Consider the following 15,481-nt stretch of genomic DNA (forward strand, 5'->3'; position numbering starts at 1 on the left):
CGCCCTCGGCTTCCGCAACCTGACCAACTACATCGCGCGGTCCCTGCTCGAGACCGGAGGCTTCAGACCGCGACTACACCCTCAATCGTGAAGAGCCCGCAATGTTGGAGGAGATCGCGCTTGCGGCGCTCTCGATCTGCTGGTCAACGGTGGTCATCGAGCCTTCTTCCTCTGCCGCCAGCGAACGCTACGGAGCCTGACGCGGCAGGCTGCACGCCATTGATACCGCGTTGGGCCGACAGAAGCGCTCCCTTCACCACTCCGTTTGGATCTCCCGCTTCAGGTAGTCCCACGGATCGGTGCGCAGAGCCCCCGGCACCGAGTCGAAGAGTTCGAGCGAGACCTCTTGGCAGATGAACTGGGTGATGCCCGTGACGGTCAACTCGATCTGGTCCCACGTACGCACGAGTGCCGCGGAGTCAGCGAACGTCGTACCGTCCTCCGCGGGCTTGACGTGCGTGAGGACGTTGCGGCGTCCCACCCACTTGGCGAAGTTCGAGCTCAGCCTGCTGAAGATGTGCATCGGCACCTGTCGCTGGGACTCCGCGACGAGCGTGTTGATGGAGTAACTGAGCCCCCGGTTTGGCGGTGGTGGTGGCGCTGGACGAAGCGCCTCGGCCAGGCCCCCGGTCCGCACGTAGAGGGCGGTGCCAACTAGTTCCGGCCAAGTCTCGCCGAGATCGCCGAGGTGAAGGACGTGCTCAACGAGACCCCTATACGCGCCAGTGATGTGCTCGTCCTGGGGGAAAACCGCCGGCACCACAGGGACCGAAGGATCGAAGGTGCCGGCGACGAGCCCGAGGGTCCAGCCGCGGATGATCGGGGCCATGGACCGTGGCTTATGACCGGCGAGCGATGGCGCGTCGACCGCGAGGCGCTTCATGACCGCGTCTCGCAGGTCAGCCGAGAGCTGGTACGAATCGCCCTCGTTTCGCAGGCCAGCGAGGATCCATGTCGCCAAGACGGCGTGCTCGACGGATAGGGCGTAGCCCTCGGCGGAGGCCGGATCGATGTACTGGGCGTCGTACTCCCACTTGGCGAGATAGGACGCTGAGGCATCGTCGAGCCAGTCACCGTCGTACCCCAGCTCGGCGAGCCTGTCGTCCAGCGACTCACGCCATCTGCGTTCCTTCGCAAGCAGGTCGTAGAGTTCGGCGAATACGAGCGCGGACAACGTGCAGGTCAGTTCCCCCACAGCACGTTCTCCAACCGGCGGGCAAGGGGAAGAGGCGGGGCCTCGTGTTCAACAGGAGCGCGGAGAGCGTCGTCGGGAATGGGGATGGCGGCCAGATCCGCCGCACGCAGGTTCGGGATGGTGGACCCGGTCAGGAGCATCTGGCGAACCCGATAACCCCGCTGGCTGTTGAGGTAGGCGGCAATAGCCGGACCGCTCGTCACGTCGCGGAGCCTCAGGACGAACACATGCTGGTCCGCGATGAACTCATGCTCGACAACGGTTGCGTAGGCGTAGTTCCCGATGCCGGCAACCATCAGGTCGCCGGGACGTGCGATGACGGATGGCACTGTGTCGGCTACTGGCATCCAGCGTCGTGGTGCCTTTCCGCCGAGCACAGAAACGTCGGCAACGGGCAGATAATCCGGCGCAGGTTCGGTCAGCGCGTGGCGGCGAGTCTCCCGCCCCCGGGAGATCTGTCCGCAGAGGAGCCCGAGCGGGGCTCCGTCCTCAAGTGGGCTGCGGTCAGGCGTTGCGAGTGCGATCCGCCAGGGCACCGCGCGTAGATCTGTGGTGTGCCACCACGTCTCGGATGGTTCCTCTTCCTCCGTATGGGTTGTGCGCTCCAGCTCCGCCAACTGGTCGAGAAGGTTCCGACGCACCGCGAGCGGGGGCACCGGCACAGCCGCCTCAAGGAGTGCAACTGCATCGATGTGGGTGACCGCGTCGCCTCGCGACAGGCTGCTCCGCAGCCGCGTACCACTCTCGCTGCCGAGCAGCGCCCATAGCCAGAGCCCCAACTCCCGTTCGACCGGCCGAAGGGCCGCGTACCGTGCGGACACCAGCGCTCCGGCCAGACGATCGGAGACCAGGAGCGTCGGCCCCGAGCCCAGCCTGGGCATCAGGACATCGCCGTTGCGGAGTTCTGCGCCGATCTGGAACACCGACCCCTGGTACTTGCGACTGCGGCGGCGCACCGAGCCGCTTGACCCGTCAATGCTCTGGGGCGTGATGACTGGGGCTCCCGCCTCAGCGAACGAGCGGGGCGCCAGGCGGTTCGCCAGCTCGTGGAGAGGGACGAGGTGCTCGCTGCGAGGCCATCTGAATGCCTCGGCGGTCAGTCGGGCCGGATCCCAGTTCAGTTCACGGCGAAGGTCGAGGAGTGCGTGTGCCTCCGGCATCGCTAGTCGCTCTCCGGGAGGCCGTCGATGTGACCCAGCGCGGCACGCACCACGGTGCCCTCGCCCGTGAGCTGGGTCCGCCAGTCGTCGCCGAGTTGCGCGACGAAGGTCTCGCCCGGCTCGTCCCGATCGACCACTAGGAGCACCGTTCGGATGTTCGTCCCGGGACTCGTGCCGGCCGGAAGCCCGATGAGAGCCGCGACGCGGAACTCACTGGCCAGGAACTGCCGGTAGGACTCCGACGAGTGACGGAACGTGAACCCGCTCGGCAGATGGAACACGGCGCGACCGCCCGGACGGAGATGGCGCAGGCACAGATCGATCGCGGCGATCTCGTGTTCGGAAGTCGACCCGCCGTTGAGGAGGGACCACCGATCCTCAACACGGCCACCGAACGGCGGCGCCGTCACGATGGCATCTGCCTCGGGTAGCTCAGAGCGGAAGGCGTCGCCGGCCTCGACGAAGGTCAACATCGGAGCAGTCCGGCCGATTTCCGATGCGAGTGCCGCCAAGTTGGCATCAATATCACGGCCAATGAACTCGGCGGGGCCGTCGAGCTGCGCGGCTCGATCCATGACGGCCCAGAGGAACGATCCGGTCCCGCAGAAGGGGTCGAGGACTGTGCCGCCAACCTTCGATCCGAGAAGCTGGGCCACTGCCTCGGCGATCACAGGGTCTGACGCCTGCTGGCCACCGTGTCGCGACCGAGCGGCAAATGCCGACAAGGCCCGGCGCCGCGCCTGCCAGAGAACGTCTGGCCGCACGGGCACGAAGCCACCGCTGGCCGTCTCGATTCCAGGCAGCGTCGTCTCAGCGATGAGATCGACCGGCGGGAAGGCATTGTCGACCCGGGCGCCGCTCATCCGCGCCTTGTCTGCCTCGAACCACAGCTTGTCGATGAGAAGGGACGTCACGAGCGCGGGGTCCGTCAGGAACCCGTTGGCGCCGTTCGCCAGCGGCTTCGGTCCCGGGACAGGCTCGAACGACCGCAGGCTGCGATCCGCCCGGTACCACTGCCCATTGACGACCGCGTAGTGCTCGACGGTGCCGAGCAGTTCCCGCCCCTGCGTGAGGGCTGGAAGCGCAAGCTCAGGGGTCTTCATCGGCCCCTTCCTCACTTCAACAACAAGCCAGGGCACCAGGTCGCCCTGCCCGTTCGAAGCGAAAGCCAGAACGTCGGGACGGTACTTCGAACTGCCTTCGAGTCGGGGCTCAAACTGGATCAGCTCGTAGCCAGCCGCCCTCAACGCAGCACGAATCTCAGCGTTGCTGGATGCTTCGTTAGCCATTCGATTCCCTCCCTTCTGGTCCAAGCGAGCCGCGGAACATATCACGGCGAAACCGGGCCGGCGAAGTCGAATAGCAGATGACGTCAAAAGCCCTGCGCCGCGCGACGGGGTGCTCGATGGGCGTCACGTCTTGAGCCCCAATGCCGCCAGTAATGCCGCGTGAGCCTGCTTCAAAGCCAGCGCGCCGTGCGCGCTCAACGCCACCTCGTCGTGCTCGATGAGATAGTTTGCGCTCTCCTGCTTGGAGGGTGCGCGCCACCCGTGATCGTCGGCCCAGTTCCCCAGCGTCATGGCCCAAGGGGCAGCGGTGGCCTCGGGGAGCGCGGGCGGCTTACCAATAGTGACGTCCGGGTTCAGGTCCCGCAGAAGCTCCAGAAAGGTGTCGCAGTAGAAGACGGGGTCCAGGGTGTTCTCGATCCCCTGAGCATCGAGAGTGACGATCCGATCTTCGGGGATCGCTCTCCCGATGGCATTGGCGAGCCGCTCACCCCCACCGTCTCCATCGACGAGAAAGGCCACCTTCGCAGCTTGGAAGTCGAGCTCCCGTATACCCACCCCAAGGTCGGCGGGCAGACAACCCGGCGAGTGCGTGGTGTAGATGACCTTGTCGGCCTTGCCCTGCTTGGCGAACATCTGCACCAGGTCGGCCTGGGCGTCGATGTGCAGATGGGTCTCGGCCTCATCGATCAGGAGGATCGTCGGTCGTCCGCTGTCGCGCGCCGCGAGGAAGGCGGTTAACGCGACGAACATCCTGAGCCCCGCACTGCGTTCGTCGAAGACTGAGGCGTGTACCCCGTCCTCGACCAGCCTCCACCGCGGGTCATCCTGCAACTTGGCGTCCCACCAGTTGGAGACGTTGAACGGCGGGTTGGCGATGATGAAGTCAGCCCGGAGATCCGGGTGAAGGTCCTGCGTGAAGGTGTCAGTTGAGCGATCGCCAAGGTCGGCCTCGATGCCCCGCAGGGCGAGGTTCATCTTGGCGAGCTTCCACGTGGTGTCGGTGTACTCCTGCCCGTAGACAGAGATGTCCGTGCGCTTCCCGCCGTGGGCCTTCACGAACTCGGCCGACTGCACGAACATGCCGCCCGAGCCGCAGGCCGGGTCGAAGACGCGGCCGTGGAACGGCTCCGGCATCTCGACGAGGGTCTTGACGACGCTGCGCGGCGTGTAGAACGCACCCGCGTCTTTGCCGGTCTCCTTGCCGGCGAACTGGCCGAGGAAGTACTCGTAGACACGCCCAAGGACGTCGTCGCTGCCATGGTCGTCGGTCTCGGTGAAGCCGATCGAGCCGATGAGGTCGACGAGCTGGCCGAGGCGGCCCTTGTCGACGCTCTCGCGTCCGTAGTTGCGCGGCAGGACACCGCGGATGACCGGGTTCTCCTTCTCGATCAGGTCCATCGCCGTGTCGATGACCTGGCCGACCTCGGGGAGCTTGGCCTTGGCCTGGATGCTCTGCCAGCGGGCCTCGGCCGGCACCCAGAAAACGTTGTGGCTGCGGTACTCGTCGCGGTCCTCGAGGAAGCGCTCGCGCTTGCCCTCGGCGATGCCGTCGGCCGCGAGCTCGTCGTTGATCTCCTGGCGCCTGGCCTCGAACCGATCGGAGATGTACTTCAGGAAGACCAGGCCGAGGACGACGTGCTTGTACTCCGACGGCTCGTGATTGCCGCGGAGCGCATCAGCCGCGTCCCACAGCCGCTGCTCCAGCGACTTGACAGGTGCCTTCTTGGCCTGGCGTGCCACTAGGTGTCTCCCTCTTAGACGGTGAATCGGAAAAAGCCGAGCAGGATGACACACTCTCTCCTCGGACGCAACAGCGACCCTAGCCCGGCGCTTTCGTCGCGGTCCGGCCTGACGGCGCGTTCATCACATGAAAAGTGCTCCTGACCTGGGATGATGTGGCTTGTCGAAGGTCCACGCGTTCCAGATGGAGGAGCACCTCTCAGGTGAAGCAGCGTAGCCGGTTCTATCCGCGTCTCCACGTCGACACGACCGGTACCGGTGGGGTCGGGTATGGCGGCGGGGCGGTGATCACCGAGACGGTCGCCGCGACCGGGCTGGATGCGGCGCTGTCGCAGGCGCTGGCGCCGTGGCGCAAGCCGCTGGCGATCCGCGATCCGCGATCCGGCCAAGGTGGTGCTGGACCTGGCGGTCAGCCTGGTGCTCGGCGGGGACTGCCTGGCCGACGTCGCGGTGCTGCGCGCCGCACCTGAGGTGTACGGCCCGGTCGCGTCGGACCCGACGGTGTCACGGACGATCAGCGCGCTGGCCCAGGACGCCCCCGCAGCGCTGAAGGCGGTCAATGCGGCGCGGCAGGTCGCGCGCACGACGGCGTGGCGGCTGGCCGGCAGGCATGCTCCGGACGCCGGCACCAGCAGGGACCGGCCGCTGGTCATCGACTTGGACGCCACGCTGGTCACGTCGCACAGCGAGATGGAGTCCGCCGCGCCGACCTTCAAGCGGGGATACGGCTTCCACCCGTTGTGCTCGTTCGTCGACCATGGGGCCGACGGGACCGGGGAGCCGCTGTCGGTGCTGCTGCGGCCCGGGAACGCCGGTTCGAACACCGCCGCCGACCACATCACCGTCACCCGCGAGGCGTTGCGGCAGCTGCCGTCCCACCACAAGGGCACCCGGGCCGGGCGCACGGTGCTGATCCGCACCGACGCCGCCGGGGCCACCCACGAGTTCCTGAACTGGGTCGTGTCCCAACGCTTGTCGTACTCGGTCGGGTTCACCCTGCCGGCCGACTTCGAGCCGACTGTGAAGCTGATTCCGAAGCAGGCGTGGACCCCCGCCGACGACGGCGACGGTGACGTCCGCGATGGAGCCTGGGTCACCGAGGTCACCGGTCTGCTGGATCTGTCGACGTGGCCGAAAGGCATGCGGGTCATCATCCGCAAAGAACGCCCGCACCCCGGCGCGCAGCTGCGCATCACCGACGTCGACGGGCACCGCATCACCGCGTTCGCCACCAACACCGGCCCCGGCGGCCTGGGCACCCAGCTGGCCGACCTGGAACTGCGGCACCGCCGCCGGGCTCGCGCCGAGGACCGCATCCGCTGCGCCAAGGACACCGGTCTGGCGAACCTGCCGCTGCACGACGTCGCGCAGAACCAGATCTGGTGCGCCATCGTCGCTCTCGCCGCGGAGCTCACCGCGTGGATGCAGATGCTGGCTTTCACCGGGCACGACGCCACGGCGCTGGGAGCCCAAACGGCTACGACTGCGGTTGTTCACCGTCCCGGCCACCCTGGCACGCACCGGCCGCCGGGTCATCCTGCACGTCAAGACGACGGCGCCCCTGGGGACACCTCCTCGACGACGGCATCCGCCAACTCCGTGCCCTCGCCGCCCCCGGGTGAGCGCCGGCCCGCCCGTCCCGACGACCCAAGGACCCCACCGGCCAGTGGAACCGGCGACCACCCGAGACGACACTCGGGCCGCTGTCACACCCTCCTGCCAGAATCACCCCACGCCGCGGTCACGACCCGCAGCGCCATGACCAACCCCGGTGGGATGAAAGATCCGGGCTAGGGGGGGCTAGAGGTACTGCCCCGTGCCGTTGACCGACTCGATGGACCGGCCGGGACCCTTCGTGCCGTCCTTGCCCTGGATGATCGTGCGGATGTATACGATCCGCTCGCCCTTCTTGCCGGAGATCCGGGCCCAGTCGTCGGGGTTGGTGGTGTTCGGCAGGTCCTCGTTCTCCTTGAACTCCTCGACGCACGCGGTCAGCAGGTGGTCCACCGACAGGCCCTTCTGCCCGGTGGTGAGGAACTGCTTGATCGCCTGCTTCTTCGCCCGGTCGACGATGTTCTGGATCATCGCGCCGGAGTTGAAGTCCTTGAAGAACAGGATCTCCTTGTCGCCGTTGGCGTAGGTGACCTCGAGGAACTGGTTCTCCTCGCTCTCGGCGTACATCCGCTCCACGGTGGCCTGGATCATGGCGTCGACGGTGGCCTGCACCGAGCCGCCGTGCTCGGCGACGTCGTCGGGGTGCAACGGCAGCTCGGGGGTCAGGTACTTGCTGAAGATGTCCCGGGCGCTCTCGGCGTCCGGCCGCTGGATCTTGATCTTCACGTCGAGTCGGCCGGGACGCAGGATCGCCGGGTCGATCATGTCCTCCCGGTTGGACGCACCGATGACGATGACGTTCTCCAGCCGCTCCACGCCGTCGATCTCGGCGAGCAGCTGCGGCACGATCGTCGTCTCGACGTCGGAGGACACCCCCGACCCGCGGGTGCGGAACAACGACTCCATCTCGTCGAAGAACACGACGACGGGAGTGCCCTCGGAGGCCTTCTCCCGGGCCCGGGCGAAGATCAGCCGGATGTGCCGCTCGGTCTCCCCGACGTACTTGTTGAGCAGCTCGGGACCCTTGATGTTGAGGAAGTAGCTCTTCGCCTCCTTGAGCCCCAGCCGGTCGGCGGCCTGCTTGGCCAGCGAGTGCGCGACGGCCTTGGCGATGAGCGTCTTGCCGCACCCTGGCGGGCCGTACAGGAGCACGCCCTTGGGCGCCTTGAGCCCGTGCTCGCGGAACAGCTCCGGGTGGGCGAACGGCAGCTCGACGGCGTCCCGGATCTGCTCGATCTGGCTGCCCAGACCGCCGATGTCCTCGTACTCGATGTCGGGGACCTCCTCGAGCACGAGCTCCTCGACCTCGGCCCTGGGCACCTTCTCGTAGGCGTACCCGGCGCGGGTGTCCACGGTCAGCGCGTCACCGACCCGCAGCCGCTGCTCGAGCAGCGGCGCGGCCAGCCGCACGACCCGCTCCTCGTCGGTGTGGGCGACGACGAGGGCCCGGCCGTCGTCGAGCACCTCCTTGAGGGTGACGATCTCCCCGGTGCGCTCGAAAGAGGCCGCCCGGACGACGTTGAGCGCCTCGTTGAGCATCACCTCCTGGCCGGTGCCGAGCGACTCGACGTCGACGGCGGGGCTCACCGCGACCCGCATCTTGCGGCCGGACTGCACGACGTCGACGGTGCCGTCGTCGTGGGCGGTGAGGAAGGTGGCGTAGCCGCTCGGGGGCTGGGCGAGCCGGTCGACCTCCTCCTTGAGGGTGACGATCTGGTCGCGGGCCTCGGTCAGCGTCCGGCTGAGCCGTTCGTTGCGGACGGCGAGCTGCTGGGCCTCCGCCTGGACGGCGCGCAGCCGGTCCTCGAGCTCGCGCACCCGCGCCGGGCTCTCGGCGAGGCGGCGACGCAGGGCGTCGACCTCGTCCTGGAGCGCCTCGACCCGGCGGCCGAGCAGCGAGCTGTTCTCCCTGGGGACGTCGTGCTCTCGAGCCATGCTCGAGCCTAACTCGCCGGGTCCTGCCGTGGGGCGCCGGACTCGCCGGGCGGCCCGACCGCCCGCCGCACCCGGCGGACCTTCTTGTCGCTGACCGGCCGCTCCCCGACGTCCTCGGGTGTCCACTGCCCGGTGAGCAGCCCGCCGTCCGGGCCGACCGCGGCCTTGGCGGGGCGGCGCCGGCGCTGCGGGGGCCGCACCCCCTCGGCGAGCCGCCGGGTGGTGAGCAGGAACCCGGTGTGCCCGACCATCCGGTGGTCGGGCCGCACGGCCAGCCCCTCCAGGTGCCAGCCGCGGACCATCGACTCCCAGGCGGCCGGCTCGGTGTACCGACCGTCGGCGCGGACGTCCTCGGCCAGCCGGGAGAGCTGGGTCACGGTGGCGACGTAGGCGACGAGGACGCCGCCGGGGGCCAGCGCGCCGGCCGCGGCGTCCAGGCAGTCCCAGGGGGCGAGCATGTCCAGGACGACCCGGTCGACGCTGCCGGGCTCCTCGGCCGCCGGCAGCTCCTCGGCGAGGTCCCCGACCGTGACCTGCCAGGCCGGGTGCGGTCCCCCGAAGAACGCCTCGACGTTGCCGCGGGCGATGTCGGCGAAGTCGGCGCGCCGCTCGAAGGAGTGCAGGTGCCCCTCGTCCCCGACGGCACGCAGCAGCGACATCGACAGCGCACCGGACCCGACGCCGGCCTCGACCACCCGGGCGCCGGGGAACACGTCACCCATCTGCACGATCTGGCCGGCGTCCTTGGGGTAGACCACGGCGGCGCCGCGAGGCATCGACAGCACGTAGTCCGACAGCAGCGGACGCAGCACGAGGTACTCGGTGCCGTTCGTGGCGGTGACCACCCAGCCCTCGGGCCGGCCGATGACGTCGTCGTGGGCGAACGACCCGCGGTGGGTGTGGAAGTCCCTCCCGGGGGTCAGGGTGATGGTGTGTAGGCGTCCCTTGGGGTCGGTGAGCTGGACCCGCTCCCCCGCGCGCAGCGGGCCGCGGCGGACGTCGGCTCCGGTCGGCATGGGGGCGGAGTCTAGGCGGCAGCGGGGTCGTGGCCGCCGTCGCTGTGAGGACTGCGGTGGACCAGGGACTGCGGTGGACCTGGGACTGCGGTGGACCAGGGACTGCGGTGGACCAGGGTCAGCGGCGGCGGCGTGCCGGGCGACTGCCGACGAGCGCAGCGACGACGTCCCCGCCGCGCAGCACACCGACCCAGTGGCCGGCCTCGTCCCGGACCGGCCACTCCTCACCGCGCAGGGTCCCCAGCAGTCGCAGCAGCTCCTCCCCGCCGAGCCGGACGTCGAGCACCACGCCGTCGGCGAAGGCGCGGGCGGCCGCCGACGCCGGCACGGATGCGCGGCGCTCGGGGGGGACCTGGGAGGCGGCACCCGGGTCCAGGACGCCGACCGGCTGACCGGCCTCGCCGAGCAGGAGCACGGTCGTGCGCCCCAGGTCCGCCGGGTGGGACACCCCCGCTGCGGCCAGGGCGTCGGCGACGCTCACGGACGCGGGCAGCGGCACCGCCGGGCGCGCGAGCCGGTGGACGGTGGCCTCGGGGGCACGCCGGCGGATGCTCGCGCCGCGCAGCACGTGCCCGGCCCCGGACCACAGCAGCCCGCCGATGAGCACCGCCCAGACCACTCGGACGAGGTCGATCCGTCCGCTGAGCAGCGGCAGCAGCCCCCACCCGATGACGGCCGCGGCGACCAGTCGGCCGCCCCAGGCGGCGACGACCGTCCCGGTGGTGCGGTCCGAGGTGAGCTTCCAGACCAGGGCCTCGAGCAGCCGGCCGCCGTCCAGCGGAAGCCCCGGCACGAGGTTGAAGACGGCGACGACGCCGTTGGTGAGGACGAACGCCCACACCAGCAGGCGGGCGACGTCGGGCAGGTCGGCGAGCAGCAGCGGCGCGGCCAGCAGGGCGAGGACGGCGTTCGCCAGGGGCCCGACGACGGCGATGACGAACGAGCGGCCCGGCCGGACGGCGTCCGTCTCGAACTGGGTGTGACCGCCCCACAGGTTGATCACGATGTGGGTGGCCGGCATCCCGAAGGCCCGGGCCGCGACCGCGTGGGCGAGCTCGTGCAGGAGCACCGACAGCAGCAGGAGGACGGCGTAGCCGAACGCGACGAGGTAGGACCAGGCCCCGAGGCCCGGTGCGCTGGCGGCGACGGTCGGGGCGAACAGGTAGGTGACGACGGCGGCGATGACCAGCCAGGACCGCGCGACGAGCACCGGCACCCCGGCCAGGGTGCCGATCCGCAGACCTTCCGGCGTCAACCGCCCTGCCGCGCTCACCGCTCAACCCTACGGGCGCCTGCCCGCCGGCGCGTGTCGTGACCGCCTGTCGGCGGCGCCACCTAGCCTGTCGTCCATGTCGGTCACCTCTCCTACCGCCGGCGACGCACAGGCCTCGCTGTCGCCGTCCCGGGCGGCGGACTTCATGCAGTGCCCGCTGCTCTACCGGTTCCGGGTGGTGGACCGGCTGCCCGAGCCACCCAGTCCGGCGGCCGTGCGCGGCACCGTCGTGCACTCGGTGCTCGAGCGGCTGTTCGACCTGCCCGCTGCCGAGCGGACCGTGGGCGCCGCGCGGGCGCTCGTGGAGCCGCAGTGGGAGCAGCTGCGGGCCGGCGACCCCGAGCTGGAGGCCATGTTCACCGACGGCGAGGAGCTCGCCACCTGGCTCGCCGAGGCCGGTGAGCTCGTCGAACGGTACTTCGCCCTGGAGGACCCGACGAGGCTCGAGCCGGCCGAGCGGGAGCTGTACGTGAGCACCGAGCTGGACGGCGGTCTCGTCCTGCGCGGCTACGTGGACCGGCTCGACGTCGCCCCCACCGGGGAGGTCCGGGTGGTGGACTACAAGACCGGGCGGGCGCCCTCGGAGCTGTTCGTCGCCAAGGCGCTGTTCCAGATGAAGTTCTACGCCCTCGTGCTGTGGCGGACCCGAGGCGTCGTCCCGCGGGTGCTCCAGCTCGTGTACCTGGGCAGCGGGGAGGTCGTCCGGTACTCCCCGCAGGAGCACGAGCTGCGCGCCACCGAGCGCAAGGTCCGTGCCCTGTGGGAGGCGATCCGCACGGCCGCGGGGACCGGGGACTGGCGGGCGTCCCCGAGCCGGCTGTGCGACTGGTGCCACCACCAGGCCCTGTGCCCGGCGTTCGGCGGGACCCCGCCCTTGCCGCCGGCGGACGCCGTGGCCCGGGCCGGCGGGGCCGAGGCGGGCCGGGTGCCTGCCCCCGGCCGGGACGAGACCTGACGTGGGCCGGCACGCCGCCACGGCCGAGCGACCCGGGACGACGGTGGTCGCCGCCACCCGCGACCTCGTCAAGGTGTACGGGCAGGGTCCGGCGCAGGTCCGCGCCCTGGACGGGGTCAGCCTGGACCTCCACCGCGGCGAGCTGACCGCGGTCATGGGCCCGTCCGGCTCGGGCAAGTCGACGTTGATGCACTGCCTGGCAGCCCTCGACCGTCCGACCTCCGGCAGCGTGGTCGTCGACGGGGTCGAGGTCGCCCGGCTGCGGGACGCCGCGCTGACCCGGCTGCGGCGCGACCGGATCGGCTTCGTCTTCCAGTCCTACAACCTCGTGCCGACCCTGACCGCCGCGGAGAACATCACGCTGCCGCTCGACATCGCCGGGCGCGCCGTGGACCGCGCGTGGTTCGACACGGTCGTCGACACCATCGGCCTGCGGGACCGGCTCACCCACCGGCCGACGGAGCTGTCCGGCGGCCAGCAGCAGCGGGTGGCCTGCGCGCGGGCCCTGGTGAGCCGACCGGCGATCGTGTTCGCCGACGAGCCGACCGGCAACCTCGACTCACGCGCCAGCGCGGACGTGCTCGGGTTCCTGCGCCGGTCCGTCGACGACTTCGGGCAGACCGTCGTCATGGTCACCCACGAGCCGACCGCGGCCGCCTACGCCGACCGGGTCGTGTTCCTCGCCGACGGCCGAGTCGTCGGCGAGCTGCGCCGGCCCACCGCCGAGGCCGTCCTCGAGCGGCTGCTCGGCCTCACCGAGCCGGACGCCGGCGGGGACGGATGATCCGGGTCGCGGTCCGCTCGGTCCGCGGCCACCTCGTCCGCTTCCTGCTGACCGCGTTGGCGGTGCTCCTGGGCGTGGCGTTCGTCGCCGGCACGTTCGTGCTGACCGACACGATGGACCGGACCTTCACCGGCATCCTCGACCAGTCCTCCCAGGGCACCGACGTCGTGGTCCGCGCCGAGCAGCCCGCGGACGCGGCCGGCGGCGGCCAGGTCACCGGCCGGCTGCCGCTGGACCTCGCCTCCGACATCGAGGAGGTCGACGGCGTCCGGCAGGCCGAGCCGGACCTGGCCGGGGCGGCCGTCCTCGTGGGCGCGGACGGCACCGCCGTCCGCCTCGGCGGTGCCCCGACCCTCGGCCTCGCCTGGAGCGACGGCGACCCGGCGCTGGAGCTGGTGTCCGGCTCAGCGCCGGACGTCCCCGGTGAGATCGCCGTCGAGGAGGAGACCCTGGCCGCCTCCGGGCTGCGGCTCGGCGACAGCAGCACCCTCGTCGTGGGCGGCCAGGTGCGGCCGGTCACCGTGGTCGCCGAGGTGCGGTTCAGCGCCGTGCCCGGGAGCACGCTGGTGTTCCTGGAACCCGGCAGCGCGCGGGCCCTGCTCGCCCCCGACGGCGTCGTCGCGTCGTTCTCGGTACGGGCCGAGCCGGGCACCGACGCCGTCGCCCTGCGGGACCGCGTGGCCGCCGTGCTGCCCCCCGGCACGGAGGCGGTGACGGGGGCCCAGCAGCGTGAGGAGGACACCGAGTCGGTCCGCGAGGCGCTCGGGTTCGTCACGACGTTCCTGCTCGTGTTCGCCGGGATCAGCCTCGTCGTCGGGGCGTTCCTCATCGCCAACACGTTCTCGATGCTCGTCGCCCAGCGGACCCGTGAGCTGGCCCTGCTGCGCGCCGTGGGGGCCGGGGCCCGGCAGGTCGTGACGATGGTGGCCGTCGAGGCCCTCGTCGTCGGCGCGGTCGGCGGGGTGCTGGGCCTCGGCGCCGGGATCGGCCTGGCCGCCGGTCTCCAGGCGGTGCTGGGCCGGTTCGGGCTGTCCCTGGCCGGCGGGCTCGTCGTCGCCCCCCGCACGGTCGTGGCTGCTGTCGGGGTCGGCACGGTGGTGACCGTGCTCGCCGCGTTGCCGCCCGCCGTCCGAGCGTCCCGGATCCCACCCGTGGCGGCGATGCGGGACGACGTCGCCCTGCCCGAGCGGAGCCTGCGCCTCCGGGGCCTGGTGGGGGCGGCGCTCCTGGTGGCCGGCGGGGGGCTGCTGTGGCGCTCGCTCGCCGGGTCAGGCGACGGCGTCACGGTCGCGGTCGCCTCGCTGCTGCTGTTCCTCGGTACGGCGACAGCGGCGCCCCTCGTCGCGCGGCCGGTGCTGCGGGTCCTCGCGGTGCCGTTCACCGCCACCGGCGGCCCCGTCGGCCGGCTGGCCCGCGGGAACGCCCTGCGAAACCCGCGGCGCACCGCCACCACCGCCAGCGCCCTCATGGTCGGGATCACCCTCGTCACCGGGATCACCGTGCTGTCGGCGTCGGCGACCGCCTCGACCCGGGCGATCGTCGAGGAGGCGGTCACCGCCGACCTCGTCCTCAACAGCGGGTTCACCGGCTTCCCGGCGACGCTGACCGAGGCGGTCGCCGCCGTCGACGGCGTCGAGTCGGTCGCCGTGCTCTCCGCCGTCCCGCTGACGGTCGACGGAGAGCGCACCCTGGCCGCCGGTACCGACCCCGGTCCCCTCGCCGACAGCGTGCGCGTGCGCCCCGTGGCCGGGACGCTGTCCGCCCTGCAGGAAGGTCGGGTCGTGGTGTCCGCGTCCTTCGCCGAGGACCGCGACGTCGGCGTCGGGGACACCGTCACGGCGCAGGTCGGGACGCTCGGGCAGCAGCCGCTGACCGTCGGCGCCGTGATCGAGGACAACCAGGCCGTGGGGGTCCCGGTGCTGCTGCCTCGGGACCTGGCCGACCGGGCCGTCCCGCCCGCAGACCGCTCGGAGCTGTTCGGCTACGTCAACACCGAGCCGGGCCGCGACGTCGCCGAGGTCGCCGCCGCCGTCACCGACGTGGTCGCCCCGTACGTCGTGGTGTCCGTCCAGAACCGCGAGGAGTTCGTCTCCGCGCAGGCCGAGGCCACCGAGCAGCTGCTCCTGCTCATCTACGTGCTGCTCGCGCTGTCGGTGGTGATCGCCGTGCTGGGGATCGTCAACACCCTCGCGCTGTCCGTGATCGAGCGCACCCGCGAGATCGGGTTGCTCCGGGCCGTCGGCATGCAGCGGCGGCAGCTGGCCGGGATGGTCACCGTCGAGTCGGTGCTCACCGCCCTGCTCGGTGCCGTCCTGGGCGCCGTCCTCGGTCTCGTTCTCGGGGTGTCCCTGCAGCGTTCACTGGCCGACGAGGGCCTGGAGGTGCTCGCGGTGCCCTGGCCCACGATCGGCGGGGTGCTCGTCCTGGGTGGGGCGATCGGCGTCCTCGCGGCCGTGCTGCCCGCGGTGCGCGCCGTCCGGCTCGACGTGCTGCGGGCGATCGCCACCGAGTAGCCGCAGG

At 71.0% G+C, this 15,481-nt stretch carries 10 protein-coding genes and 1 pseudogene; 4 read left to right on the forward strand and 7 right to left on the reverse strand.

Annotation, left to right across the window (positions count from 1 at the left end; all coding sequences use genetic code 11):
* Window positions 1-253: 253 nt before the first annotated feature.
* The 4 genes from ACFP6A_RS14045 to ACFP6A_RS14060 all read right to left on the reverse strand — a co-directional run bounded on the left by ACFP6A_RS14045 (window position 254) and on the right by ACFP6A_RS14060 (window position 5,384).
* The gene (locus ACFP6A_RS14045) at window positions 254-1,195 is read right to left on the reverse strand and encodes a hypothetical protein (protein WP_379604544.1); all 942 of its coding nucleotides are present in this window, start codon (window positions 1,193-1,195) and stop codon (window positions 254-256) included.
* The gene (locus ACFP6A_RS14050) at window positions 1,183-2,118 is read right to left on the reverse strand and encodes a hypothetical protein (RefSeq protein WP_379604546.1); all 936 of its coding nucleotides are present in this window, start codon (window positions 2,116-2,118) and stop codon (window positions 1,183-1,185) included. Before ACFP6A_RS14050 ends, ACFP6A_RS14045 begins: the two co-directional genes overlap by 13 nt.
* 239 nt (window positions 2,119-2,357) lie before the next feature.
* Complete coding sequence (locus tag ACFP6A_RS14055) at window positions 2,358-3,644, reverse strand: class I SAM-dependent DNA methyltransferase (RefSeq protein WP_379604548.1); 1,287 nt, start codon at window positions 3,642-3,644, stop codon at window positions 2,358-2,360.
* A 123-nt stretch (window positions 3,645-3,767) separates the two neighbouring features.
* Window positions 3,768-5,384 carry an N-6 DNA methylase gene (locus ACFP6A_RS14060; RefSeq protein ID WP_379604550.1) on the reverse strand — a complete coding sequence of 539 codons (1,617 nt, stop codon included), beginning with the start codon at window positions 5,382-5,384 and terminating at the stop codon, window positions 3,768-3,770.
* Between the two features lie 203 nt (window positions 5,385-5,587).
* On the opposite strand from ACFP6A_RS14060, the pseudogene ACFP6A_RS14065 reads away from it, so the two are divergent.
* Window positions 5,588-7,006: pseudogene (locus ACFP6A_RS14065) on the forward strand (IS1380 family transposase).
* Between the two features lie 178 nt (window positions 7,007-7,184).
* Here the strand turns inward: ACFP6A_RS14065 and arc are convergent.
* From arc to ACFP6A_RS14080, 3 genes are all read right to left on the reverse strand, one after another.
* Complete coding sequence (gene arc, locus ACFP6A_RS14070; RefSeq protein ID WP_379604552.1) at window positions 7,185-8,933, reverse strand: proteasome ATPase; 1,749 nt, start codon at window positions 8,931-8,933, stop codon at window positions 7,185-7,187.
* An 8-nt stretch (window positions 8,934-8,941) separates the two neighbouring features.
* The gene (locus ACFP6A_RS14075; protein ID WP_379604554.1) at window positions 8,942-9,949 is read right to left on the reverse strand and encodes a tRNA (adenine-N1)-methyltransferase; all 1,008 of its coding nucleotides are present in this window, start codon (window positions 9,947-9,949) and stop codon (window positions 8,942-8,944) included.
* A 118-nt stretch (window positions 9,950-10,067) separates the two neighbouring features.
* Window positions 10,068-11,222, reverse strand: a complete 1,155-nt coding sequence (locus tag ACFP6A_RS14080; RefSeq protein ID WP_379604556.1) for a site-2 protease family protein — start codon at window positions 11,220-11,222, stop codon at window positions 10,068-10,070.
* A gap of 76 nt (window positions 11,223-11,298) precedes the next feature.
* Between ACFP6A_RS14080 and ACFP6A_RS14085 the strand changes: the two genes are divergently transcribed.
* From ACFP6A_RS14085 to ACFP6A_RS14095, 3 genes are read left to right on the forward strand one after another with little or no spacing between them, the layout of a single operon-like run.
* A complete protein-coding gene (locus ACFP6A_RS14085; protein ID WP_379604558.1) occupies window positions 11,299-12,177 on the forward strand; it encodes a RecB family exonuclease in 879 nt (292 codons plus the stop codon).
* 1 nt (window position 12,178) lies between these two features.
* Complete coding sequence (locus ACFP6A_RS14090) at window positions 12,179-12,961, forward strand: ABC transporter ATP-binding protein (RefSeq protein ID WP_379604560.1); 783 nt, start codon at window positions 12,179-12,181, stop codon at window positions 12,959-12,961.
* Window positions 12,958-15,474, forward strand: coding sequence for an ABC transporter permease (locus ACFP6A_RS14095; protein ID WP_379604562.1), 2,517 nt, complete (start codon window positions 12,958-12,960; stop codon window positions 15,472-15,474). Before ACFP6A_RS14090 ends, ACFP6A_RS14095 begins: the two co-directional genes overlap by 4 nt.
* The last annotated feature ends 7 nt before the right edge of the window (window positions 15,475-15,481 follow it).

Source organism: Quadrisphaera sp. GCM10027208 (assembly GCF_042658805.1).
In the GTDB taxonomy this organism is placed as follows: Bacteria; Actinomycetota; Actinomycetes; order Actinomycetales; family SCSIO-59966; genus SCSIO-59966.